The 23,561-nt window shown below is 49.5% G+C and carries 20 protein-coding genes; 17 read left to right on the forward strand and 3 right to left on the reverse strand.

All coding sequences use genetic code 11. The features are described 5' to 3' along the window. The first annotated feature begins 10 nt into the window (after positions 1-10). The 6 genes from EKM87_RS09430 to EKM87_RS09455 all read left to right on the forward strand — a co-directional run bounded on the left by EKM87_RS09430 (position 11) and on the right by EKM87_RS09455 (position 5,415). Complete coding sequence (locus tag EKM87_RS09430; protein WP_125684133.1) at positions 11-1,615, forward strand: DEAD/DEAH box helicase; 1,605 nt, start codon at positions 11-13, stop codon at positions 1,613-1,615. Positions 1,616-1,865: 250 nt separating this feature from the next. Further along, positions 1,866-3,008 carry a baeRF6 domain-containing protein gene (locus EKM87_RS09435; protein ID WP_125684135.1) on the forward strand — a complete coding sequence of 381 codons (1,143 nt, stop codon included), beginning with the start codon at positions 1,866-1,868 and terminating at the stop codon, positions 3,006-3,008. 195 nt (positions 3,009-3,203) lie between these two features. Continuing rightward, entirely contained in the window at positions 3,204-3,560 is a 357-nt protein-coding gene (gene acpS, locus EKM87_RS09440) for a holo-ACP synthase (RefSeq protein WP_125684169.1), read from the forward strand. Positions 3,561-3,565: 5 nt separating this feature from the next. Then, complete coding sequence (gene alr / locus EKM87_RS09445; RefSeq protein WP_125684137.1) at positions 3,566-4,693, forward strand: alanine racemase; 1,128 nt, start codon at positions 3,566-3,568, stop codon at positions 4,691-4,693. Positions 4,694-4,774: 81 nt separating this feature from the next. Then, positions 4,775-5,002 carry a hypothetical protein gene (locus EKM87_RS09450; RefSeq protein WP_125684139.1) on the forward strand — a complete coding sequence of 76 codons (228 nt, stop codon included), beginning with the start codon at positions 4,775-4,777 and terminating at the stop codon, positions 5,000-5,002. Between the two features lie 29 nt (positions 5,003-5,031). Beyond that, complete coding sequence (locus EKM87_RS09455) at positions 5,032-5,415, forward strand: type II toxin-antitoxin system PemK/MazF family toxin (RefSeq protein ID WP_125684141.1); 384 nt, start codon at positions 5,032-5,034, stop codon at positions 5,413-5,415. Between the two features lie 83 nt (positions 5,416-5,498). Here EKM87_RS09455 and cbpA read toward each other — a convergent pair whose 3' ends face one another. The 3 genes from cbpA to EKM87_RS09470 all read right to left on the reverse strand — a co-directional run bounded on the left by cbpA (position 5,499) and on the right by EKM87_RS09470 (position 9,127). Then, entirely contained in the window at positions 5,499-6,140 is a 642-nt protein-coding gene (cbpA, locus tag EKM87_RS09460) for a cyclic di-AMP binding protein CbpA (RefSeq protein ID WP_011667295.1), read from the reverse strand. A 308-nt stretch (positions 6,141-6,448) separates the two neighbouring features. Next, positions 6,449-7,837 (reverse strand): L,D-transpeptidase family protein, encoded by a 1,389-nt coding sequence (locus EKM87_RS09465; RefSeq protein ID WP_125684143.1) that lies wholly within the window; start codon positions 7,835-7,837, stop codon positions 6,449-6,451. Between the two features lie 324 nt (positions 7,838-8,161). Continuing rightward, complete coding sequence (locus tag EKM87_RS09470; protein ID WP_125684145.1) at positions 8,162-9,127, reverse strand: L-lactate dehydrogenase; 966 nt, start codon at positions 9,125-9,127, stop codon at positions 8,162-8,164. A 293-nt stretch (positions 9,128-9,420) separates the two neighbouring features. On the opposite strand from EKM87_RS09470, the gene pth reads away from it, so the two are divergent. From pth to dusB, 11 genes are all read left to right on the forward strand, one after another. After that, positions 9,421-9,978, forward strand: a complete 558-nt coding sequence (gene pth / locus EKM87_RS09475) for an aminoacyl-tRNA hydrolase (RefSeq protein ID WP_125684147.1) — start codon at positions 9,421-9,423, stop codon at positions 9,976-9,978. 16 nt (positions 9,979-9,994) lie between these two features. Next, positions 9,995-13,543: a transcription-repair coupling factor gene (gene mfd / locus EKM87_RS09480; protein WP_125684149.1), complete on the forward strand. Its 3,549-nt coding sequence runs from the start codon at positions 9,995-9,997 to the stop codon at positions 13,541-13,543. 11 nt (positions 13,544-13,554) lie between these two features. Beyond that, entirely contained in the window at positions 13,555-15,135 is a 1,581-nt protein-coding gene (locus EKM87_RS09485; RefSeq protein WP_125684151.1) for a polysaccharide biosynthesis protein, read from the forward strand. Between the two features lies 1 nt (position 15,136). After that, positions 15,137-15,409: an RNA-binding S4 domain-containing protein gene (locus EKM87_RS09490; protein WP_125684153.1), complete on the forward strand. Its 273-nt coding sequence runs from the start codon at positions 15,137-15,139 to the stop codon at positions 15,407-15,409. A 113-nt stretch (positions 15,410-15,522) separates the two neighbouring features. Continuing rightward, complete coding sequence (locus EKM87_RS09495; RefSeq protein WP_125684155.1) at positions 15,523-15,933, forward strand: septum formation initiator family protein; 411 nt, start codon at positions 15,523-15,525, stop codon at positions 15,931-15,933. Positions 15,934-16,279: 346 nt separating this feature from the next. Further along, the gene (locus tag EKM87_RS09500) at positions 16,280-16,846 is read left to right on the forward strand and encodes a S1 domain-containing RNA-binding protein (RefSeq protein WP_125684157.1); all 567 of its coding nucleotides are present in this window, start codon (positions 16,280-16,282) and stop codon (positions 16,844-16,846) included. 66 nt (positions 16,847-16,912) lie between these two features. Next, on the forward strand, positions 16,913-18,274 hold the full coding sequence (gene tilS / locus EKM87_RS09505; RefSeq protein ID WP_125684159.1) for a tRNA lysidine(34) synthetase TilS: 1,362 nt from the start codon (positions 16,913-16,915) through the stop codon (positions 18,272-18,274). 16 nt (positions 18,275-18,290) lie between these two features. Then, on the forward strand, positions 18,291-18,833 hold the full coding sequence (hpt, locus tag EKM87_RS09510) for a hypoxanthine phosphoribosyltransferase (RefSeq protein WP_125684161.1): 543 nt from the start codon (positions 18,291-18,293) through the stop codon (positions 18,831-18,833). 108 nt (positions 18,834-18,941) lie between these two features. Beyond that, complete coding sequence (gene ftsH / locus EKM87_RS09515; protein WP_125684163.1) at positions 18,942-21,050, forward strand: ATP-dependent zinc metalloprotease FtsH; 2,109 nt, start codon at positions 18,942-18,944, stop codon at positions 21,048-21,050. Between the two features lie 274 nt (positions 21,051-21,324). Further along, positions 21,325-22,212 carry an Hsp33 family molecular chaperone HslO gene (hslO, locus tag EKM87_RS09520; RefSeq protein ID WP_125684165.1) on the forward strand — a complete coding sequence of 296 codons (888 nt, stop codon included), beginning with the start codon at positions 21,325-21,327 and terminating at the stop codon, positions 22,210-22,212. Positions 22,213-22,224: 12 nt separating this feature from the next. After that, positions 22,225-23,241, forward strand: a complete 1,017-nt coding sequence (gene dusB, locus EKM87_RS09525) for a tRNA dihydrouridine synthase DusB (protein ID WP_125684167.1) — start codon at positions 22,225-22,227, stop codon at positions 23,239-23,241. Positions 23,242-23,561 lie beyond the last annotated feature (320 nt).

Genomic DNA, 23,561 nt, shown 5'->3' on the forward strand with positions numbered 1-23,561 from the left:
GAAAATATTTTTGAAGTTTAACGAACTAGGTCTTTCTGAAGACCTACTGAAAGCAGTTACCACAGCAGGTTATGAAGAAGCGACCCCAATTCAAGCCGAGACAATCCCAATGGTCTTAGCTGGTCAAGATGTTATTGGCCAAGCTCAGACTGGTACTGGGAAGACTGCGGCCTTCGCTTTACCAATCTTGGAAAAGATTGATAAGAGCAACGAAAACGTGCAAGCGTTGGTTGTTTCCCCAACACGGGAACTGGCTATCCAAACCCAAGAAGAAATTTATAAATTAGGCCGTAACGAACGGGCAAACGTCCAAGTCGTTTATGGTGGGGCAGATATTCGTCGTCAAATCAAATCCTTAAAGAACCACCCGCAAGTGGTTGTTGGGACCCCGGGTCGGTTATTGGATCATATTCGCCGGCACACGCTGAAGTTGGACCACGTTCAAATGTTGGTCTTAGATGAAGCTGATGAAATGTTAAACATGGGATTCTTGGATGATATTGAAGACATCATCAAGCAATTGCCAGAAGAACGTCAAACGATGCTCTTCTCAGCAACGATGCCACCCGAAATTAAGCGGGTTGGTGTTCAATTCATGCAAGACCCTAAGCACGTGAAGATTAAGGCTAAGGAATTAACGACCGACTTGATCGATCAATTCTACGTCCGTTCACGTGACTTTGAAAAGTTTGATGTGATGACGCGTTTCTTCGACGTTCAATCACCAGACTTGACCATCGTCTTCACACGGACGAAGCGTCGGGTCGATGAAATCTCTAGTGGGCTGCAAGCTCGTGGCTATAACGCTGCAGGGATTCACGGTGACTTGACGCAGAAACGTCGGACACAAATCATGAACGAATTCCGTCATGGTCAATTGGACATCCTGGTTGCAACCGATGTGGCTGCTCGTGGGATCGATATCAATGACGTGACCCACGTTTATAACTACGATATTCCACAAGATCCAGATAGCTACGTTCACCGTGTCGGCCGTACTGGTCGTGCCGGGAAGCATGGTGTTTCCATGACTTTCGTAACGCCTAATGAAATGGATTACTTGCGTGAAATCGAAAAGCTGACGAAGGTGCGTATGCTTCCTTTGAAGCCACCTTCGGATGAAGAAGCTTTGGTTAGCCAATTAGGTGCTGCTAAAGAAGCAGTTAACGAATTGGTTAGCAAGACGGATACCGAAAAGTTCGCTAAGACGGCCGAGAGCCTCTTGAACGAATACGATGCTGAAGACTTGGTTGCAGCGCTCTTAAACGACCTGACCAAGGACAACAGTAACCAAGTACCCGTTAAGATTACCCCAGAACGGCCATTGCCTAAGCGCGGTGGCAAACGTCACGGCGGTGGCGGCTACCATCATGGTGGCGGTAACCATCGTCGTAGCGGCAATGGTGGTAACGGTGGCGGTGGCTACCGTGGTCATCGTAGCAACGACTCACGTGGCGGTGGTCATGGTGGTTCACGTGGCGGTCATGATTCTTCTCGGAGTCATGACTCACGGAACCATGGTGGCGACAGCCGGAACCATCGTAGCAACGGTGGTAACAGTGGTCGGCGTAACGAGGGTGGTAGCCGCGGCTTCACCATTCGTAAGAAAGACTAGTTTTACCTAAAAATTGATTAGAAGTGAGCTCTTACCGGCGGCAACCGGTAGGGGCTTTTTCTTTGCGTCCAATTACAAAAAATTCACCAGGTGGGAACGCCGGCAAATCAACGATTAGAAAATAAATTCACACTATAAATTGATATTGGATAAAAATATTAGTTGCGTTTGTCGCCTGACCATGATATTATTCTCTTATTGAATTGATACGAAGAATCTTATGACAACCAACTATGGAGGATAAATCATTATGGCAAACCACTTTGACTTACACGCAGCACTGACGCTCGCCACGAAGCCAGGTCCTTTTGTGACAATGACCTTACCCATCACGGGGATTCCGAATACCGACCGAACACAATTTAATAGTTTACTGAAGCAGGGACGGTCTCAATTGACCGAATTAGCACCCGACAGAGTGTGGTCTGCGTATGAGCCAGCCTTTGCGCCCTTTACTCACGGTGCGTTAACCAACGGGAGTGCCATGGGACTGCTGATTATGGCTGGGCCAACAACGAGTTATCACTATTGGTTACACAGCCCGGTAATGCCAACCTTGGCAGTAACTTATCAGCCAAACGTACTGCCGATTTTACAGGCGCAAGATCAAACAAGTGATTACGACTTACTCTTACTTGGCCGTGATGCCTTCGAGTTGGCACAGGTTCGGGGTGGTCGCGCCGAGCTCGTCAATCTTCCGATCGAGGCTCCCGCCACTATGGCGCAAGCCCTAGGCGAGGAAGTTCGTGACCGAGGTCGTTGGCAACGGTCCGCTGGGGTTGGGACGCATTACAGTGGCACTGGGTCATTGGATACTGCTAAAGCCGCTGACCAACGGAACTACTTTCAGCAGGTCGATACCTACGTGACACAACACTATTCAAACGTGGCCCAGGTGCCCCTGATTTTAGTTGCCGGTGCGAGTGAACAAGGGAATTTCCGCAAGCTTTCCCAGAATGCTTACCTGGATTCTACGGTCCAGGTAACCCAGGTGCCGAACCTGACGGCTGCTAATCAGACACTCACAGCCTTAACGGTTGTCGTGAACCGTCAGCGCTATGAACAGGCGGCTCAGATTCGTCAAGATGCCTTTGCTAAAGCCCGTCAAAATGAGCAAATCGTGATGGATCTCGGCCGGTTAGCAACAGCGGCCGTTCAAGGTCAGTTGACGCAACTCTGGATTCGGACGGAAGCCTTTCAACCGGGCCATTTGACTGAACAGGGTGCAGTGATGACGGCGACGTCTCTGAGCCGGCAGAACAATCTCTACAACGATTTGGCACTCTTGGTTAGCCAGCTTGGTGGTGAGGTTCACTTGCTACCAGCTGAGATGATGCCAACGAGTCAGCCTATAGCTGCACAACTCCGGCTCCGTGAGGCCGTGATGCATTAATTTAGGGACAAGGGAGAGTGCGGACTGCGAGCCCACTCTCCCTTTTGACTAAATTGGGTGGGATTACGACTACCTGAACACCGACCCGCTTCTTAACATTAGTTTACAATTACGCTTAACTGGGTAACTTGTTGCGGTAATCACGCTTTGCTGTGATAAAATACAGTCTGGACAAAATAAAGAGAGGTGATGAAAGTGATCTACGGAATTGGTATTGATATCACTGATCTGGCACGGGTCAATGCGGTTGTGGCTAAGCAGCCGCAATTCCTAGATAAGGTTCTGACCCCCAACGAGTTGACTGACTATGGTCAGCTAAGCGGGCAACGGGCCGTTGAATTCATTGCCGGACGGTGGTCGGCCAAAGAGTCATACAGCAAAGCTTTGGGGACTGGTATTGGCAAGGCCGTAGGATTTCAAGATATCGAGATTCGCGACGACCAGACCGGCCGTCCAAGCGTAATCCGTCATCCCTTCGGGGGCAACGCCTTTGTGTCAATCTCACATACGGCGACGGTGGTCATGACGGAGGTAATTTTAGAAAGAGGGTAAGGTTCATGGTAGTAGTAGGGGGGCACCGGCCAACACAGCTGGTAATTGATCGTCAGGCCTTACGGGCCAATATTCACACGGAAGTTGACCGTTTAGCCGCGGGTTGCGATCTTTTCATGGTCGTGAAGGCCAACGGCTATGGTCACGGGGCCGTACAGGTCGCTCAGGCGGCCAAGGAAGCCGGTGCCACGGGATTTTGCGTGGCAATATTGGACGAAGCATTAGAACTCAGAGCAGCCGGATTCGATGAACCCATCCTGGTGTTGGGGGTCACGGAACCCGCTGACGCACCAGTCATGGTCGAACAAAATATTTCCGTTGCCGTGGCTGACTTGGAATGGTTGGAATTAGCAACGCGATCACTGTCGTTGTTTGAAACGGTTCAGCCACTGCCCATTCATTTAGCATTAGACACGGGAATGGGACGAATTGGGTTTCAGACCAAGGCTGAGGTCGAGGTGGTCGTTGATTTTCTCCGACAACATCCGGCACAGTTTAACTTCGAAGGGATCTTCACCCACTTTTCTACGGCGGATGATCCCAATGACGATTACTTTCAGAAGCAAGTGGCTAAATGGCACGATTTAACGGACTGGTTACCACAAAAACCGCGGTACGTGCACGTCTCCAACTCGGCAACGAGTTTGTGGCACGACGCCTGCAACGGTAACATGGTGCGCTTCGGAGCGGCCGGTTACGGGTTGAATCCTTCGGGAACGGCCATTGCTGAACCGTATCCGCTACAACCAGCAATGAGTCTGACCAGTGAATTGATGCAGGCCCGGTTGGTTCCAGCGGGCTCATCAGTCAGCTATGGGGCGACCTATACCTTACCGGAGGATGAATGGATCGGAACAGTGTCCGTTGGGTACGCCGATGGTTATCCACGACGGATGCAAGGCTTCGATGTCCTAGTTGACGGTCAGCGCTGTGAAATTGTTGGTCGCGTCTGCATGGATCAATTGATGGTGCGGCTGCCACACCGGTATCCCCGGCGAACCAAGGTCACGTTGATCGGTCAGGATGGTCACGAACGGATTACACTGCAAGACATCGCGGACTACTGTGACACGATTCATTATGAAATTGCTTGTGGGTTCACCACGCGGGTACCACGGGTCTATCGTCATTAATTTATCGTGTTATGTGTCCAGGGGTGGTGTTTCGTGGTAAACTGTATGAGACGAAGTGAATTTACTTGAGGAGGGCAATTCATGGCTCAATCGCAGCAATTAGAACGACCACGGTTACGAGGACACATTTCCCGCAGACAGCGGCATCAAGCGCTGGTTCCTCTGCGAGCGGCAGCTTCACGTAAGCTGGCTTTGATTGTTGGGTATCAAGCAATGGCTTTGATCAACCGGGATATTGCTCGCGTCTTCACACCATGTGAAGAGGAAGCCGAGCGCCGGTTAACAAACTTTCGTAGAACAAAGCATTAAAAAATTAATCAGATAGGGGATGGCGGCCCATGGCCCGTGTTGAAGTCAAACGCGGTGACGTTTTCTTCGCCGACCTATCACCAGTCGTTGGTTCGGAACAGGGGGGCATGCGCCCCGTTTTGATCATCCAGAACAACGTGGGAAATCACTATAGTCCAACCGTTATCGTGGCGGCAATCACCGCTCGAATCGAGAAGCCTAAAATGCCGACGCATGTCGGCATTTCCGCTGACCGGACCGGAATCGAGCGTGATTCCGTCATTTTGCTTGAGCAAATTCGGACGATCGATAAGCAACGGTTGCGGGACCAGGTGACTCACTTGGACGAAAAAACCATGGCAGCGGTCGATGCTGCACTGGCAACCAGCATCGGCTTGGTGGACAAGGCGCGTAAAAGAAAAGGTAAAAAGTAACACCTACATAGTTTCACGGTGACTTGCCCAAAAAAGCGGTCACGACTTCATAATGGAGTCGTGACCGCTTTTTTGTGACATATTTAGTTCTCGTGACGTAAATCTTCAATTTCTGGGACGTGGAATTCTTTACGTTCCAACGCCTTAACGATTCGGTCGAGCTTTTCTTCATCCACTTCGGCTGGCAGAGTGAACATGGTCCGATGAACCAGTTCGCCTTCCTGCGCATCCAAACTGATGACACTCGCAATCGACGTGTACTTGGTGATGACCTTGGCCATCCCAGCGAGGTCGCCTCGTTCACCGGCAGAAACGACGGTTAAAACGTAACTTCCGATGTTGACGTTCCAGGATTGGGACAGCATGTCCATCAACCGGGTATGCGTCAGAATCCCATAGAAAGCGTTCTTGTCGTCTAAAACGGCAATGTAGGGTAAGTCCTTGATTGAGAAGAAAACGTTGAAGAAGGCCGCGTTAACGGAAATAAACTTGGTGGCATTTTTCAGTAACGATGTCACCGGGAGCTGCATATCGCCGCCCCGGGACTTGTGGCGATAGATGTGCATTTTATAGATGTTACCCCGAAAGATCTGCCCGGTTTCATCCAGGATGGGAACACACCGGTAGCCCGAGTCTTCCAAGACCTTTAAGGCTTGTTCCAGGGTGACGTCCTCGCGAACCGTAACCAAACGTTCTTTCGGTTTCACTAGGGATTTAAGCAGCATAGCAGATGACCTCCTAAAATTAGAAACTTCTAATAATCTCTTCTAATAATACCATAGTTGCCCTAACTCCGACCAGCTATTTTCAGAGAAATTGGTGGTAAACTCACATAAACCGCGGAGATGGCAGTTACTCCATGATTTATGTGAGGTCGCCAATCGTCTAACCGATGATTCCTCATAAACGGAGGGTTTACCAGTCGTTCGGATGTTAGTGCCAAAACGCCGATTGGTAATTTTGGAGGCAATTTGGGCGAGAAAAAAGTTGTGAGCCACCGGAAGGGTGACACACAACTTTTTTTAAAATTAAATTAGAAGATGACAACGGGAGTGCCCACTTTAACGTTGTTAAAGACTTCACCGACCTTCGAAGGTGGTGTGTTGACACAACCGTGAGAGCCGTGAGACTTGTACCAGGTACCACCGTATTGAGGTTGCCACGAAGAATCGTGGATCCCAACACCAGTGTCATCAACTGGCATCCAGTATTTAACTGGCGAAGCGTAACTTGAGCCGTTATCGTTTTGACCACGTAAGGTGGCGTTACGTTGCTTGCTCCAAATGACCCAGACACCAGCTGGCGTGTGGTGCGCAGTCGTTGGTAAACCAGTAACAACATCGGTCGAAACGACGACTTTTCCGTTCTTGTAGACCCACATGTGTTGGTTGGTCTTATCAACCTCAACGTAGGAGTTACCAATGTCGGTACCGTTGCTGTGATAACCGCTCCCTTGAATTGCAGGGGTCCGGGACATGCCCTTAGCAGCTAAAACAACCTTACTTAAAGCAGGTGTTTCTTTCTTAACTTTAATACTCCACCCGTATAAACCTGCAGGAACCTTGACCGTTCCGCGCTTGGTGGACTTGAAGGTCCGGGTCTTGTTTACGGTGCCGTATTTCTTGCTTAATTTAGTCAGGTAAGCTTTAATAGCCGTATCATTGGTCGATAACTTCCCAGCCTTGAACGTTAACCAACTAGCCAACGTTTCAGCAGGAATTGTGACCTTATGATTGCTTAGCTTGTACACGTAACTCTGTTTGGTAATGGTCTGAGCCTTAGACTTTGCCGCCTTAAAGGTTGCGGAGGTCGACGTCACGGCTGGCTTAATGTAGTCACCGGAAACGTTAACGGTCGTCTCGCCCTTCTCAATGGCTTGTGAAATTGAAGTGGCCAATTTACTGGTGTCGAGTTGATTCCCGGCCTGTTCCTTTGTCACCGCAAACTCACCATTTGCATAGGTGAAGGAGGCATCTTTGGCAGCGGTCCGTGTCTTGTTTGCCTTAGTGGTAATGGACTTTGCTAGTGTCCGGACACTTTCTTGATTTTCCGTGCTAGCATTCAGCTGGATACTGTCTGCCGTAGCGGTAGTCAAGTGAATTGGCCAGCTCCAAACGTTTTGCTTGGAGATCAATTGCTTCAACGCTGATGGGGAAGTCACCTTTAAGTCAACTTCGTTGGTCTTGAAAGTGGTGACGGTTTGACTACCGTCTTTCACCGTCAGCTGTTGATTCTTCAGTGCAGCTTTAAGCTTCGTTCCCGCCTGTTGGGCCGTATTACCACCGACGTTGACGCCGGCAATCTCGGTATCCTTAAAGAAGACGTTTGCTGAAGAGTAGTGTAATGCTTGTCCAACGTAGATTGCGCCGACCGCCACACAGGCGGTGACCAGGCCAATCACGAGGGCTTTCCGTTTTTTCATAAAATGTGACCTCCTAATATAGCCAATGGAGGAAAAGTCGTCATGCTTAACTATCACCAATTAGCATAACTCTAGCTTACTTCAAAGTTCCTTAAAAGACAATGTGAATGCGTCAATGAAAACGCTTACGTAACAAATTGTGGTCAGTTTTGGTTGGCAGATAGTCTTGATTTGCTTGGATCGATAGGGGGTGAGTGCGGGTCGACCGAAAAAAAGATTGGGCAAAATTCTTTTGGACTCATCAAATTATTTTGTGGAATACCGGTCAACGAAGGGATAAAAAAAGTGCCACGCCATAACGGCGTGACACCTCTAATCGTTTAATTAAGCTTCAAGGGCAGCTAAGCCATCCTTGGTAACTTTCTTCAAGGTTTCAGCTGAAGACTTCATAGCAGCTAATTCCTTGTCTGAAAGTGGCACTTCAATAACACTAGCTAAACCTTGAGCGTTGATAACGGCTGGCGTACCAATGAAGATATCGTCCAAACCATATTCACCGTTCAAAGCAGCACCGATAGGCAAGACGGCGTTTTCATCACGCAAGATTGCCTTTGTGATGCGCATCAAGCAGGTAGCAACACCATAGAAGGTTGCGCCCTTACGGTTGATGATTTCGTAGGCCTTGTTACGAGTTTGGTCTTCGATCTTGTCCAAGTCGTCTTGAGTAATGCCTTTTTCTTCAGCAAACTTCAAGAATGGCTTTGAACCAACAGTGGCTGCACTGTAAGCAGCAAATTCGGAGTCACCGTGTTCACCCATGATGTAGGCATCCACGTTCCGTGGGTCAACGTTAAGCTTCTTAGCCAACGCAACACGCAGACGAGAAGTATCCAGAGAAGTCCCTGAACCGATAACCTTTTCCTTTGGGAAACCTGAGAATTTCCAGGTAGCGTAAGTCAAAACGTCAACTGGGTTAGCTGCAACCACGAAGATGCCGTCAAAACCTGATTCGACAACTGGCTTAACGATTGAAGACAAGATCTTCAAGTTCTTGTTAACCAGGTCTAAACGAGTTTCGCCGGGTTTTTGTGGCGCACCGGCAGTGATTACAACAACATCGGCGTCGCTGCAGTCAGAGTAGTCACCTGAGTAGACTTTCTTTGGTGCGGTAAAGACTTGTGCATCTTCAAGGTCTAATGCGTCCCCTTCGGTCCGTTCCTTGATAACATCCACAATTACGAATTCTTCGGCTAAACCTTGGTTCATCATTGAGTAGGCGTATGAGGAACCTACGGCACCGTCACCGACTAAAACAACTTTTTGATGATTCTTATTAGTCAAAATATTCATCTCCTATAAGTATTTAACACTTCAAGGGTCACGTTCATTACCCGCTAACAAGTATAACATGAGAACGCTATATCGACTATGGGGGAGCCTCTTTATTTTATGAAAAAAACGTTTACTAGCAAACGCTTCCTATAAGGGTCACGATGAGTGAACTTCACAAGCGACTATGCTATACTCAATAATGTTGATTTGAAATACGTAGATAAACTGAGTGTGCTGAACGGGGCTAAGCGTCCGTCCAGCTATTTTGCTTCCAGCTCAGATGACCTAATTTTTGAGGAGAACAGTATAAGATGAAAATGATTGTTGGTTTAGGAAACATTGGTCCCCAGTACGATGGCACACGGCACAACACGGGCTTCATGGTGGTTGATGCTTTTGCTAAGGAACACGGTATTGACTTGACGACCCGTAAGATGGACGCAAAGTACGGTACCGGCATCGTGAATGGTGAAAAAGTGTTGGTCGTGAAACCAACAACGTTCATGAATGAATCCGGGCGGGCAGTCCACCCATTGATGCAATACTTCAAGATTGACTTGGATGACATCATGGTCGTTCACGATGACATGGATCTGCCGGTAGGCCGAATCCGGTTGCGGAATCACGGATCAGCCGGTGGTCATAACGGAATCAAGAGCATCATTGCCCACGTTTCAGATCAGAAATTCAAACGGTTACGGGTCGGAATTGAACACCCTCAGCAACATTCCGTGGTGGACTACGTTTTAGGAAAGTTTACCAAAGACCAAGCGCCGCTCTTTAACCAAGCGACGGATCAGGCCGTCGCTGCACTTGATGATTGGTTAAGCGGTACCGAATTTACTCAGTTGATGAATCAGTACAACTAGAATAGGAAGTTATCACGTGAATTTAGAAGGATTTATGACGCAGACCGCGCAGTACGGCGCGATTCGCCAAGCCATAGCTCCTGGTCAACGACAGTTGGTCACCGGGCTCAATGGGTCGGCTGAAACCTTGTTCATTGCCAGCCTCATCCATGATCAGCAACGGTCCATCGTTTACGTGACGGACACGCTGTATCATGCTGGTCAGTTGATGGATGACCTGGCGAACCTGCTAGAAGATGATGAGCTGTTTGAGTTTCCAGTTGAGGAACTCTTAGCGGCGGAAGTTGCCACCAGTTCGCCAGAATACCGGTCTGCTCGGATCGATGCGCTACGGGCTTTGCAGAGCGACCGGCCAGTAGTTATTGTGACGGCGTTATCTGGTCTGCGGCGGTTTTTGCCAGACCCTGATAATTTTGCCGGAGCACGGTTTACGGTTAAGGTTGGCGCGGATTTTGATTTGGAGAAACTGCAACAACAGCTGTTTGGCATGGGCTATGCCCATCAAAAACTAGTTGCCGCGCCTGGGGATTTTGCCGTACGGGGCTCCATCGTTGACATTTATCCGTTAGCGGCGGACTATCCGGTTCGGCTGGACTTTTTTGACACGGAAGTCGATTCCCTGCGGTACTTTGATCCGGCGACCCAGCGGAGCATCGAAAATGTTGATGCGGTCGAAGTATTGCCAGCTACGGATTTCATTCTCACAGCTGACGAGCGTGCAGCCGGCGCCACTGCGTTGACCACGGAGCTGAAGGCTCAGACTGCTAAGCTAGATGCGGAAGCAGCGACAACGCTGACGGATCAAGTACAACCACTTGTGGATGGCCTGAAAAAAGGGTCCGTTGATCCGCAATTGATGGAGTTTGCGGACTATTTATTCCCGGAACATCACCAACTACTGGACTACTTACCAGCTAATGGGGTGGCTTTGTTCGGGGATTATTCGCGTCTACAGGATGCCGAACGCCAGTTACTGGAGGACGAGGCTAACTGGGCGACGGATAAGTTGACCCATCACCAAATCTTTGCGCAACAGACCTTTGGCGGTGAACTCCGGCCAATTGTCAAGAATGACGCTCACGCTCAAATCATGTTGGCTTTGTTCCAGAAGGGCATGGGGAGCATGCGATTCCACGCGGTCACCAACATTACGACGCGGGCCATGCAACAATTCTTTGGTCAGTTGCCAGTGATGAAAACCGAAATTGACCGGTGGCATAAACAAAAGCAAACGATTTTACTACTGGTTCAGGATGAGGAACGACTAGCAAAGATTGAACAAACCCTAGATGATTTTGAAATTCAGGCTGTTTTGACCAAGTCCAGTAACGTTCAACCGGCACTGACCCAATTGATTCCAGAACGCCTGCGCACCGGATTTGAATTGCCAGAAGCCAACCTGGTCGTCATCACTGAGGGCGAGATGTTCCAGAAGGTGACGAAGAAGCGGCCACGGCGTCAAACCATGGCGAACGCGGAACGTTTAAAGAGCTATACCGATTTAAAGCCAGGCGATTACGTCGTCCACGTTAACCACGGTATCGGGAAGTTTATTGGGATGCAAACCTTGACGGTGGATGGTGTTCATCAGGATTACATGACCATCGATTACCAAGACAACGCACAGTTGTTTATCCCGGTTACCCAGTTGAATTTGATTCAGAAATACGTGTCTTCTGAGGATAAAAAGCCTAAGATCAACAAGTTAGGTGGGTCCGAATGGGCTAAAACTAAACGCAAAGTCGCGGCTAAAATTGAAGATATTGCCGATGAATTAGTCGACCTCTATGCCAAGCGGGCTGCTGAAAAGGGCTATGCCTTTCCGGTGGATGATAGTCTACAAACGGACTTTGAGAATGATTTTCCGTACGCGGAAACGCCGGACCAGTTGCGGACGATTGAGGAAGTTAAGCACGACATGGAAAAAGGGCGGCCAATGGATCGTTTGTTAGTTGGTGACGTTGGGTATGGGAAGACGGAAGTCGCGTTGCGGGCAGCCTTTAAGGCTGTCGAAGCGGGCAAACAGGTCGCCTTCCTGGTACCCACGACGATTCTGGCACAACAACACTACGACACGATGGTCAGCCGGTTTGAAGGCTATCCCATCAATGTCGAGATGTTTTCGCGATTCCGGACGACCAAGCAGATTCATCAGTCGATTAAAGACCTAGAGACCGGTCAGTTGGACATTGTGGTCGGAACACACCGACTTTTATCGCAAGATGTGAAGTTCAAGAACCTAGGACTGGTGCTGGTCGATGAAGAGCAACGGTTTGGGGTCAAACATAAGGAACGGTTGAAGCAGCTGAAGGCTAACGTGGACGTGTTAACGCTGACCGCCACCCCCATTCCCCGGACATTGCATATGTCGATGCTGGGTGTGCGGGACCTGTCTGTGATCGAAACACCACCTGCTAACCGGTTCCCAATCCAAACCTACGTGATGGAACAAAATGCGGGTGCCATTCAGGATGGTATCCGACGGGAGATGCAACGGGGCGGTCAAGTCTTCTACCTGCATAATCGGGTGGAGGACATTGAAAAGACCGTCAGTCAGGTGCAAGCGTTGGTGCCCGAAGCACGGGTCGGCTACATCCATGGTAAGATGACGGAAGCCCAGCTGGAAGGGGTGCTCTTTGACTTCCTTCGCGGGGATTACGATGTTCTGGTCACGACGACGATCATCGAAACCGGGATCGACATTCCGAATGCCAATACGTTATTCGTTGAAAATGCCGACCGCATGGGTCTTTCACAGCTGTATCAGTTGCGGGGACGAATCGGACGGAGTAATCGCGTGGCATACGCGTACTTCACGTACAAGCCGAACAAGGTACTGACCGAGGTCAGCGAGAAACGGCTTGAGGCCATTAAGGACTTCACTGAACTGGGGTCTGGTTTTAAGATTGCGATGCGGGACTTATCCATTCGGGGTGCCGGGAACTTGTTGGGTAAACAACAACATGGGTTCATTAATTCCGTGGGGTATGACCTGTATACGCAAATGTTAAGTGATGCCGTTGCCAAGAAGCGGGGCAAGCAAACGCAACCGAAGACGGATACAACCGTCGAACTGGGGGTTGAAGCTTACCTGCCGAGTGACTACATTGAAGATGAACAACAAAAAATTGAAATGTACAAGCGAATTCGCCAACTGGAAAATGATGATGAGGTCAGTGAAATTCAGGCTGATTTAATCGACCGGTTTGGTGAGTATCCCGATGCTGTTAGCCAGTTGTTGACCATTGGTCAGTTGAAGCTAGCTGCTGATTTAGCTCTGGTCGATAAGATTCGTCGTAAGGACGGCGATATCTTCGTGACGATTTCTAAGCGGGGAACCGATATCTTGGGCGGCGAGGATGTTTTCAAGGCCTTGGCGGCAACCGATTTAAAGGCCACCGTGGGAATCAACGACGACCGACTACACATCAAATTGGTCATCCAACCTAAGATGCAGACGGCAGACTGGTTGCCACAGTTGCAACAGTTCATGGCTGCGTTACGGGATATCGTGGAAGTGACCACAAAGCCAAAGGACGATGACAAGTCCGCGGCTGAAGACTAAGGAGGCCAACCATGGGCAACCGCAACGTAAATACGACCTTGCAGGGTGCCCTGATTCTCTCGGTAGCGGCGTTTATTGCGAAGCTACTGAGTGCTGTATACCGGGTCCCCTTTCAAAATATGGTCGGTAACACCGGCTTTTATGTGTATCAACAGGTGTATCCCCTCTATGGTATTGGTATGACCTTTGCGTTGAGTGGGTTACCCGTCTTTATTTCTAAATTGATTGCGGAGGCCCCCGACCTCCCCAGTCAGCAGCAAGTCGCCCGTCAGGTGACACGGTGGGTCTGGGGCCTAGCTTTAGTCCTCTTCGGGGGATTGATGCTGGGGGCCCCAGCGATTGCTCGCGGCATGGGCGACGTCCAATTGACACCGTTAATTCAGATGGTCTCGTGGATGTTTCTCTTTATGCCCGCGCTCTCAGTGGGGCGGGGGTACCATCAGGGACGGTTCAACATGTTGCCAACGGCCCGTTCACAGGTCATTGAGCAATTGGTGCGAGTCGTTGTGATTCTCGTGGCCGCCGGTTGGGCAGTTCATCATGAGTGGTCAGTGTATCGGATGGGAACCTGGGCGTTGAGTGGTGGAACCGTGGCCGCCGTAGCAGCACTGTTAGTGCTCCCACGGTGGCGGCGACGCGACGTCACCACTGCAGTCCGAGTTCCACACGTTGGCCGTCGTCTGCTGGTTGAGGGGGGCACCCTGTGCCTGCTGACCGCAATGATGGTGCTCCTACAGCTTGTGGATTCCTTTACCGTCAAGAACGGTTTGGTGGCTGGGGGGATGAGTGATCTGGCTGCGAAGAGTCTTAAAGGGGTCTATGACCGAGCGCAGCCGCTGGTTCAGTTAGGGTTAGTGGTGGCGGTAGCATTTGCGACGTCATTGTTGCCAGCCCTGGCCGAAGCCCAGCAACGCGACCGACCACAGGCGTTTAAACAGTTGACGACCACCATGATGCACATTGCTTTGGTGATTGCGACGGCCGCAACGGCGGGACTGATCAGTCTGATGCCGTGGATCAATCGGCTCCTCTTTGGGAATACGCAGGGGTCGGACATGCTGGCCGTGTATATGCTAAGCATTATCTTGGCCACCCTGATTCAGACGTATAACAGTGTCCTGCAGAGTAAAAATAATTATCGACTGACGGTCGTTGCCCTAATCAGTGGGTTGATTGTGAAAGCAGTCGCCAATCACTGGTCCGTGGCACACTTTGGTGGCAACGGTGCAAGCTGGCTGACGGTCGTGAGTTTAGGTGTGATGTTCGTGATCATCTGGTATGGTTCGGCTCAGGAACTACGCTCGGGCATTTGGACGCAAGGCTTTATTCGCAAATTAATTGGCTGCACCATTCTAATGGTGGTGGGGGTCCAAGCGGTCGGTGTGGGTCTAGAACACATCTGGCCGGCGATGATGACTGGGCGTCTAGCAGCTGGTGGCGCACTGCTCATCACGATTCCCGTGGGAGTTGTGATTTTCTTTAGCCTGGCGCTGAGCTGGCAATTACTCACGGTGCGGGAATGGTTAGCTATTCCGCACGCAAAAACAATTTTAAGATTATGGCAGAGACTTAGCCAATACGGAGGAAAATAGTATGCGATTAGATAAGTATTTAAAGGTTTCACGGATCATCAAGCGGCGTTCAGTCGCTAAGGAAATTGCCGACAAGGGTCGGATCATGATCAACGGCAAAGTGGCCAAGTCCTCTAGCGAAGTTGCGCCTAAAGATGAGCTGGTTATTAAGTTCGGTAACAAAACGTTAACGGTTCAAGTCGATGAATTGTTGGAAACGACGAAGAAGGACGACGCTGAACGGATGTATACCATTGTCAAAGAAGACTACGAACAGGACTTTCGGCAAGAATAGGCGGTCTAATGTGACGAATGTTTTACAATATGCTTAACTAGCTAGACGTCCAATTTGAAACTTGCTATACTCAAGATAAACTATCTGGTAAAAAAACTTGAGGAGTGAGTGGGATGGCTGACGTGAAACCGCAACCGGCGAAAATTGAACGTTTAGAAAATGATTATACCCGGCGGTTAGATAAGCAGGCCACCCAACAACACCATCATCGGTGGCTGGGCAAACGTCGTGCGCGACGGGCCACGCGGATTATCATTGTGTTTGCCGTCTTCATGACCATTTTGGGAATCCAGTGGGTACGCACGAATGCAAGCCTGCATACGGTCAATCAGCAGGTCACAACTAGTGAACAGCAGTTGACTAAAACGAAGGCGACCAATCAGAAGCTCAAGTTACAGATTAAGCAACTTAATGACAAAGATTACTTGGGTCGTTTAATTCGGTCCAAGTACTACTACACCAAGTCCGGTGAGACAGTCTATAGTCTACCCGGTGATCACGCCACCGACGTGACCGCAAAATAGCGCTCAAGGAGGCTGTGACGGCAAGGTCATGGTCTCCTTTTTGATTAGATTCAGTCGTTGCGCGATGATTAGCCCGGATGGTTAGATTTATTCAGTGGCCAACGGGCCCGGCAGTGCCGCCTGGATAAATTTATTTGTATGGCAGGCTGGGCGTTTTATTAGTTTACCCACCAAAGTAATGGGAGAACGGCTAGAAACGCCGGTATCGCTGGAATGTTAATCTGACGCGGTTTAACAGATGTTCAAAAACGATTGATTTGGCTTTTCTTTTTGATTTTTCACGTTTGGGATTGTTAGAAGTTGTGTTATACTGAAAGCACTTATTTTAAGGAGGAACTTCTTGTTTATGGCAATCGAGGTTGGAGCTAAAGTTTCCGGAAAGGTCTCCGGAATCACGAACTTTGGCGCATTTGTTGATTTAGGTGACCACAAGACCGGGTTGGTTCACATTAGTGAAATTTCCGATGGGTTCGTGAAGGATATTCACGACGTTTTATCTGTCGGTGATGAAGTAACGGTTAAAGTATTGACCGTTGGAGATGACGGGAAGATTGGTTTGTCGATTCGTAAGGCAACCGACAAACCGGCATCAGAACGGCCACAGCATAGTCGCAGTGAGCATCATGGTGAACATTCTGAACACCATGGTGGCAATCACGATTTCCACGGCAATGGTGGTCGCGGCGGTGAAAGCCATGGTAACGCTCATGGCGGTCGTCGCTTTGAAAATAACGGTTCCCGGCCACACCATAATTCGGCAAATGGTCGTTTCTCAGGCCATCACGCAGCCCAACATGAAGAGAGTTTCGACGACTTGATGTCAGGGTTCATGAAGCAGAGTGAGGACCGTCTGGCAACAATTAAACGCAACACCGAAGGTAAGCGCGGTGGCCGTGGTGGCCGTCGTAGTTAAATGTGTCTTCGATTAGGACCGCATTCGTGCGGCCCTTTTTCTTAATTAACAGAAAGGGTCGGTAGTGTGACGTTAGAGACGGATTTCCAGCATAATTGGCGTCAGCAAGGGTGGGCAACTGCACCAGGACACGGGCTGGTAGCTGTGTCGACTGGTGTCGATTCCATGGTGCTCCTCACCTTGCTGAGCCGGTTGCCACACGACCAACGGCCGCAGTTGACCGTCGTGCACGTTAATCATGAATTACGGACACAGAGTGCGGCGGAGGAAGAATTTCTGGTCAACTGGTGTGCTGACCAGCAAATTCCGTTGGTCACGACACACTGGCCGCGGGCCGAACACCCAGATCACGGGATTGAAGCCGCTGCCCGAGATTTCCGTTACCGGTTCTTTACGAAGCAGTTGCAGCAGCAGTCGGCCGGCTGGGTGGCAACAGCTCACCAAGCCGATGAACAGGCAGAGACCATCCTGCTGAAACTGTTACGCGGTGGTGAGTTGGCGCAATTGACGGGGATGGCTGCCGAACGCCCCTTAGGCAATGGTAAGGTGATTCACCCGTTGTTGCCGTTTAAAAAGGCGGAGCTTGTGACCTTTGCTCGTCAAATGGCAATTCCTTGGTATGAGGATGCCACCAATCAGGATCTGGAAGCCAGCCGTAACCGAGTTCGTCACCAAATTCTGCCGCAATTGCGGACCGAGAACCCGCAGGTGATTGACCATCTAACGGCGTATGCCCGTGAGTTAGGGGCAGTCATGGCAGTGGCTGACACGGCTCTGGATGCACAATTGGCTGGCATCGTTGAGACTGGCACGGGACAGGGGAGTGTCGATAAATTGTTGGCCCGGCCATTGTCCGAGCAGCCGTTGTTACTAGCCCGGCTGATTAAGCGGTCGGCACCGACCGTGGCTACTAGTGAGTCACATCTCAATCAGTGCCTACAACTCTTGCGCAACTCGCAGCGACCGTCCGGAATGGTTGATTTTAGCGGGGGCTGGGCGTTTCGTAAGAGTTACGATCAGTTTGAATTTACGCAACCTAAAAATTTACAGCAAAAATCCGTGGAACAATTTAGTTTTATGGTAGACTTAAACCAATGGCGACCCATTGGCAATGGCCGGTTACTCGGCTTCTTTCCAGCAAGTTCGTCAATACAGACCCCGCACGAGACGGTGGCGCTACAGTCGGCACAATTCCCTTTATGGGTTCGACGGTGGGCGGCCACTGATCAGTTGCGACTAGCCAGCGGCCACCATCAGAGTGTGCGGCGGGCATTGATCAACGCCAAGGTTCCTCGTTCTGAACGGGCGGCCCAGTTGGTCTTGGTTACGGCCCAGGGGGAAGTCTTGACGGTACTTGGCGTGAAATGGTCGGTTTGGCCACGACGGGCGCACACAAAAAACTATCATATTGTCTTGAAACACGAATAGGCGAAAGGGGAACAGCATGAACAACGATATTTTGAAGGTCCTTTATAGTGAGGAAGACATTGCTGCAGCTTGTAAACGACTTGGAACACAACTCGCCGAGGATTATAAGGACAAAACGCCTTTGATCATCTGCGTGTTAAAGGGTGCAATTTTGTTTATGACCGATGTCATTCGTGACATGGACATCTACGCAACCATTGATTTTATTGACGTCTCCAGTTACAACGGGGGAACTGCATCATCCGGAACCATTCGTTTGCTGAAGGACCTGGATACGGATGTTGCCGGCCGTGACATCTTGTTAGTTGAAGATATTATCGATACTGGTCGGACGTTGAAGTACTTGGAAGACCTGCTAAAAGACCGTCATGCCAACTCAATCAAGGTCTGCACATTGATGGATAAACCCAGCGGACGAGTGGTTGAAGCAAAGGCTGATTATGTTGGGTTCAACGTTCCGAGTGAGTTCGTGGTTGGGTACGGTTTGGACTACGAAGAAAAATATCGGAATCTCCCGTACGTTGGTGTTTTGAAGCCATCCGTTTATTCAGATAAATAATTAGTCAATGATAGTCAATTGTGATAACATCTTATTTAGTCAAAGGGCACAAGCCCTAAATTTTGTTCCTAATTTAAATGCTGGGAACTGTGAGTAAGGAGGCACGACATGAATAATCGACGAAATGGGCTGTTTCGGAATAGTCTATTTTACATTGTGATCTTCTTGTTGGTCATTGGTGTTGTTTACCTATTTAATGGTAATAACAGCAGCTCACAATCCCAAGAAATCCAATCGAGTCAGTTTGAGAAGGACCTGAGTACGAACAAGATCAAGAAGTTCTCTATTCAACCTTCCGGGGGAGTTTACAAGATTACCGGTGAATACCGGAACGCCCAAAAGCGTTCTACCAATACCGGCTTTAGTCTTGGGGGCTCGCAGAGTACCGCGGTGACCGGGTTTACGACCCAGGTCTTAACGAACAACTCGACGGTTTCCGAGATTGATAAGATCGCCAAGAACCATAATGTAAAGGTCAATACCAAAGCAGAAGAGTCAAGTGGCTTCTGGATTAACTTGTTAGTCTACGTAGCGCCACTAGTTATTTTCTTCTTCTTCTTCTACATGATGATGGGTCAAGCCGGCCAAGGCGGCGGCAATGGTCGAGTCATGAACTTTGGGAAGAGCAAGGCCAAACCAGCTGATAGCAAAGAGAATAACGTTCGCTTTGCTGACGTTGCTGGTGAGGAAGAGGAAAAGCAAGAACTGGTCGAAGTTGTCGAGTTCTTGAAGAATCCCCGTAAGTTCGTTTCATTAGGTGCCCGGATACCATCTGGTGTCTTACTGGAGGGTCCTCCTGGTACTGGTAAAACGTTGCTGGCGAAGGCCGTTGCTGGTGAAGCTGCGGTACCATTCTTCTCGATTTCTGGTTCAGATTTCGTGGAAATGTTCGTTGGTGTCGGGGCTAGCCGTGTCCGGGATCTGTTTGAACAGGCCAAGAAGGCCGCACCTTCGATCATCTTTATTGATGAAATTGATGCGGTTGGTCGTCAACGGGGTGCCGGCATGGGCGGTGGTCACGATGAACGTGAACAAACGTTGAACCAATTGTTGGTTGAAATGGATGGGTTTACTGGTAGTGAAGGCGTCATTGTGATGGCTGCTACCAACCGTTCCGATGTCTTAGACCCAGCCTTGCTGCGGCCAGGACGGTTTGACCGGAAGATTTTAGTTGGTCGACCAGATGTTAAGGGTCGGGAAGCTATCCTGAAGGTTCATTCTAAGAACAAGCCTTTAGCTAACGATGTCGACTTGAAGGAAATTTCTAAGCAGACGCCTGGGTTTGTGGGTGCCGACTTGGAAAACCTTCTAAACGAAGCGGCCTTATTGGCGGCTCGGCGGAATAAGACTCAGATTGATGCTTCTGACTTAGACGAAGCGGAAGACCGGGTTATCGCTGGCCCTGCGAAGAAGGACCGGGTCATCAGCCCTGAGGAACGCAAAACGGTTGCTTACCACGAAGCCGGCCATACGATTGTCGGCTTAGTGTTGAACGATGCGCGGGTGGTCCACAAGGTTACCATCGTTCCCCGTGGGCGTGCAGGCGGATACGCCATCATGCTTCCACGTGAGGATCAGATGCTGATGTCTAAGAAGGATGCCATGGAACAAATCGCTGGACTCATGGGTGGACGGACTGCTGAAGAGTTAATCTTCCATTCCGAATCATCTGGGGCTTCCAATGACTTTGAACAGGCAACGCAAATTGCCCGGTCCATGGTTACCCAATACGGGATGAGTGACGAATTAGGAACCGTTGCACTGGAAAGTGCTGGCGGCCAACCATTTGCTGGTGCAGGTTACCCTGGCCAACCTAGTTACTCTGAACACACTGCTAGCTTAATTGATAGTGAAGTTCGTCGAATCATTGGGGAAGCTCATACGACTGCCCGGAAGATTTTGGAAGAACATAAAGCAGAACACAAGATTATTGCGGATGCCTTGCTGAAATACGAAACGCTGGACGAAAAGCAAATTCTCAGCTTGTTTAACACTGGGGAAATGCCTGAGAAGGACGGTAGTAGCGAATTTCCAAGTGAAAAGGCTGCAACTTTTGAAGAATCTAAGCGGGAACTAGAACGGCGTGAAGCTGAACGACAAGCCTCTACGGAAGCTAAGTTAGCTGAATCTGCCGCTACCACTGAATCTGACAACAGTCAGGCCAGTGAAGCAACGAGTTCTGCAGCGGATGATCAAAAGCCAGACGACTCTGAATAATCAAAATGCGAAGGGTTTGAGACAAAAGTCTCAAACCCTTTTTGCGCCCGAACGTATATAGTTGAAACGTGTGACAACAGGCAGTCAACTCCGCATAAGCCTGCTAGACGAACAATCCAAGACTGGGATTATTCGTCTAGCGACGTTAATGCTCATTGACTAACCGCCTTTTGCCGTACTCTCTTCTTGTGACTCATCGGGGTTAGTCTTTGCAATTTAGCGGGTTTCTGGTAAGGTTAGGCATGATGAAATGTGAAAGGACGACAGTAGACAAATGGCAGATTATTTAGTAAAAAGTTTAATTGATGACGGGATGTTTCGGGCTTACGTAGTCGATGCAACGGACATGGTAGCTGAGGCTCAGCAACGGCATGATACTTGGAGTGCAGCAACGGCAGCTTTAGGGCGGACCATGATTGGGACGACTCTGTTAGCAACGTCGCTCATGAAGGGTGACGAGAAGCTGACGGTGAAGGTTGATGGTCACGGACCAGTGGGCGCTATCGTCGTAGATGGTAATGCCAATGGTGAAGTTAAGGGTTACCTGCAGTACCCACATACGAGCCTGGCACTGAATGAAAAACACAAGATCGATGTGCGCAAGGCGGTTGGCGTCAACGGGATGCTGACGGTGACGAAGGACTTAGGCCTTAGTCAACCTTACACGGGTCAGGTTCCTTTGGTTTCTGGTGAGTTAGGCGAAGACTTCACTTACTACCTGGCCAAGTCTGAACAGATTCCTAGTTCCGTTGGTGTGTCTGTGTTCGTACAGCCAAATAATACGGTCAAGGTTGCCGGTGGGTTCATGATCCAAGTGATGCCGGGTGCCAGTGATGAGGCGATTGCACGGTTGGAAGAACGCTTGAAGGAAGTGCCGATGGTTTCCGAACTGTTGTTAGATGGTCAGACACCAGAGGACATTTTACAGTTACTGTTCAAGGATGAAAAAATCAAGATTTTGCAGAAGATGCCAGTTAGTTTCAAATGTGATTGTTCTAAAGACCGATTCGCCAAGGCGTTAGCTTCAATTCAGCCTAAGGCCATTCAGGAAATGATTGATGAAGACCACGGTGCAGAAGCTGTTTGTCATTTCTGTGGCACAAAGTATGAATTTTCTGAGGACGACTTGAAGGATATCCTGGTTAAAGCACAGGCTGACTAGGAGGCGAATGCAATGGCATGGAAGATTGGTGACGTTACGATTCCTAATCGGGTGGTAGTTGCACCCATGGCAGGAGTCACCAACGTGGCGTTTCGGTTAATTTGCAAGGAATTCGGCGCTGGCTTAGTTGAATGTGAAATGATCTCTGGCCAGGGAATTCACTACCATAATCAGCGAACGCTCCACATGATGGCAGTTGATGAGCGAGAGCATCCGATGAGTATCCAGATTTTCGGCGGAACTCAGGAGACTTTGGTTCAGGCGGCACAATTTGTGGATAAGCAGACCCCAGCCGATATTATCGATATTAATATGGGGTGCCCGGTGAACAAGGTCGTGAACACGGATGCTGGTGCTAAATGGCTACTGGATCCGAATAAGGTTCATGACATGGTCGCGGCAGTCGTTGCTGCGGTTGACAAGCCAGTAACGGTGAAGATGCGAACCGGCTGGGATGATCGCCACGTTTATGCGGTGGAGAATGCCTTGGCCGCTGAGAGTGCCGGAGCGAGTGCCATTGCTATGCATGGCCGCACCCGTAAGCAAATGTATCAAGGTAAGGCTGACTGGGACGTATTGGCAGATGTCGCCAAGCACCTGACGATTCCATTTATGGGTAATGGGGATGTTCGTACGCCAGAGGATGCTAAGCGAATGTTGACTGAAGTTGGGGCTGATGCGGTGATGATTGGCCGAGCAGTTATGGGTAATCCGTGGTTGTTGAGACGCGTTAACCACTATTTAGACACGGGCGAGCTGTTACCGGAGGCGACTCCTGAAGAAAAAATCGCCATTGCTAAGGAACATCTGCACCGGCTATGTCGGGCCAAAGGTCCTGAAGAGGGGCCGCGGGACTTTCGGAATCAAGTCGCCTATTACCTTAAGGGGATTCCCCACACGGCTAGGACCAAGGTTGCGTTAACGGATGCTACGGATGAAGAGGTTATGGTCACCCTGTTAGATGGATTTTTAGATAAAATGGCGGCACGGCGTCAACGGACACCAGTTGCTAGGTATACGAATGGCTGAATATTCAAGGCGGGAACGAGTCTTAGTTCCCGCCTTTTTTGGTTATTTATCAATTAATTGAGATTTTATGCAAAAAAGGCTTGACCAGGACTGGAATCGTTGGTATAGTTATAAACGTTGTCACGGAGACACAGAGAGTTGTGTCACTGATAAAAAAGAAATTCAAAAAGTTCTTGACGGCAAACGATAAGATATGTTATTCTTATAAACGTTGTCACGGAGCGCTTGTTCCTTTGATAACAAGGTAGACCTTTGAAAACTGAACATTGTTTCGACAAACCAAATATGTGTAGGGCGGTTTGATACTTGGTATCAAACCC

The sequence above is a fragment of the Levilactobacillus yonginensis genome, assembly GCF_003946265.1.
GTDB classification, from domain to species: domain Bacteria; phylum Bacillota; class Bacilli; order Lactobacillales; family Lactobacillaceae; genus Levilactobacillus; species Levilactobacillus yonginensis.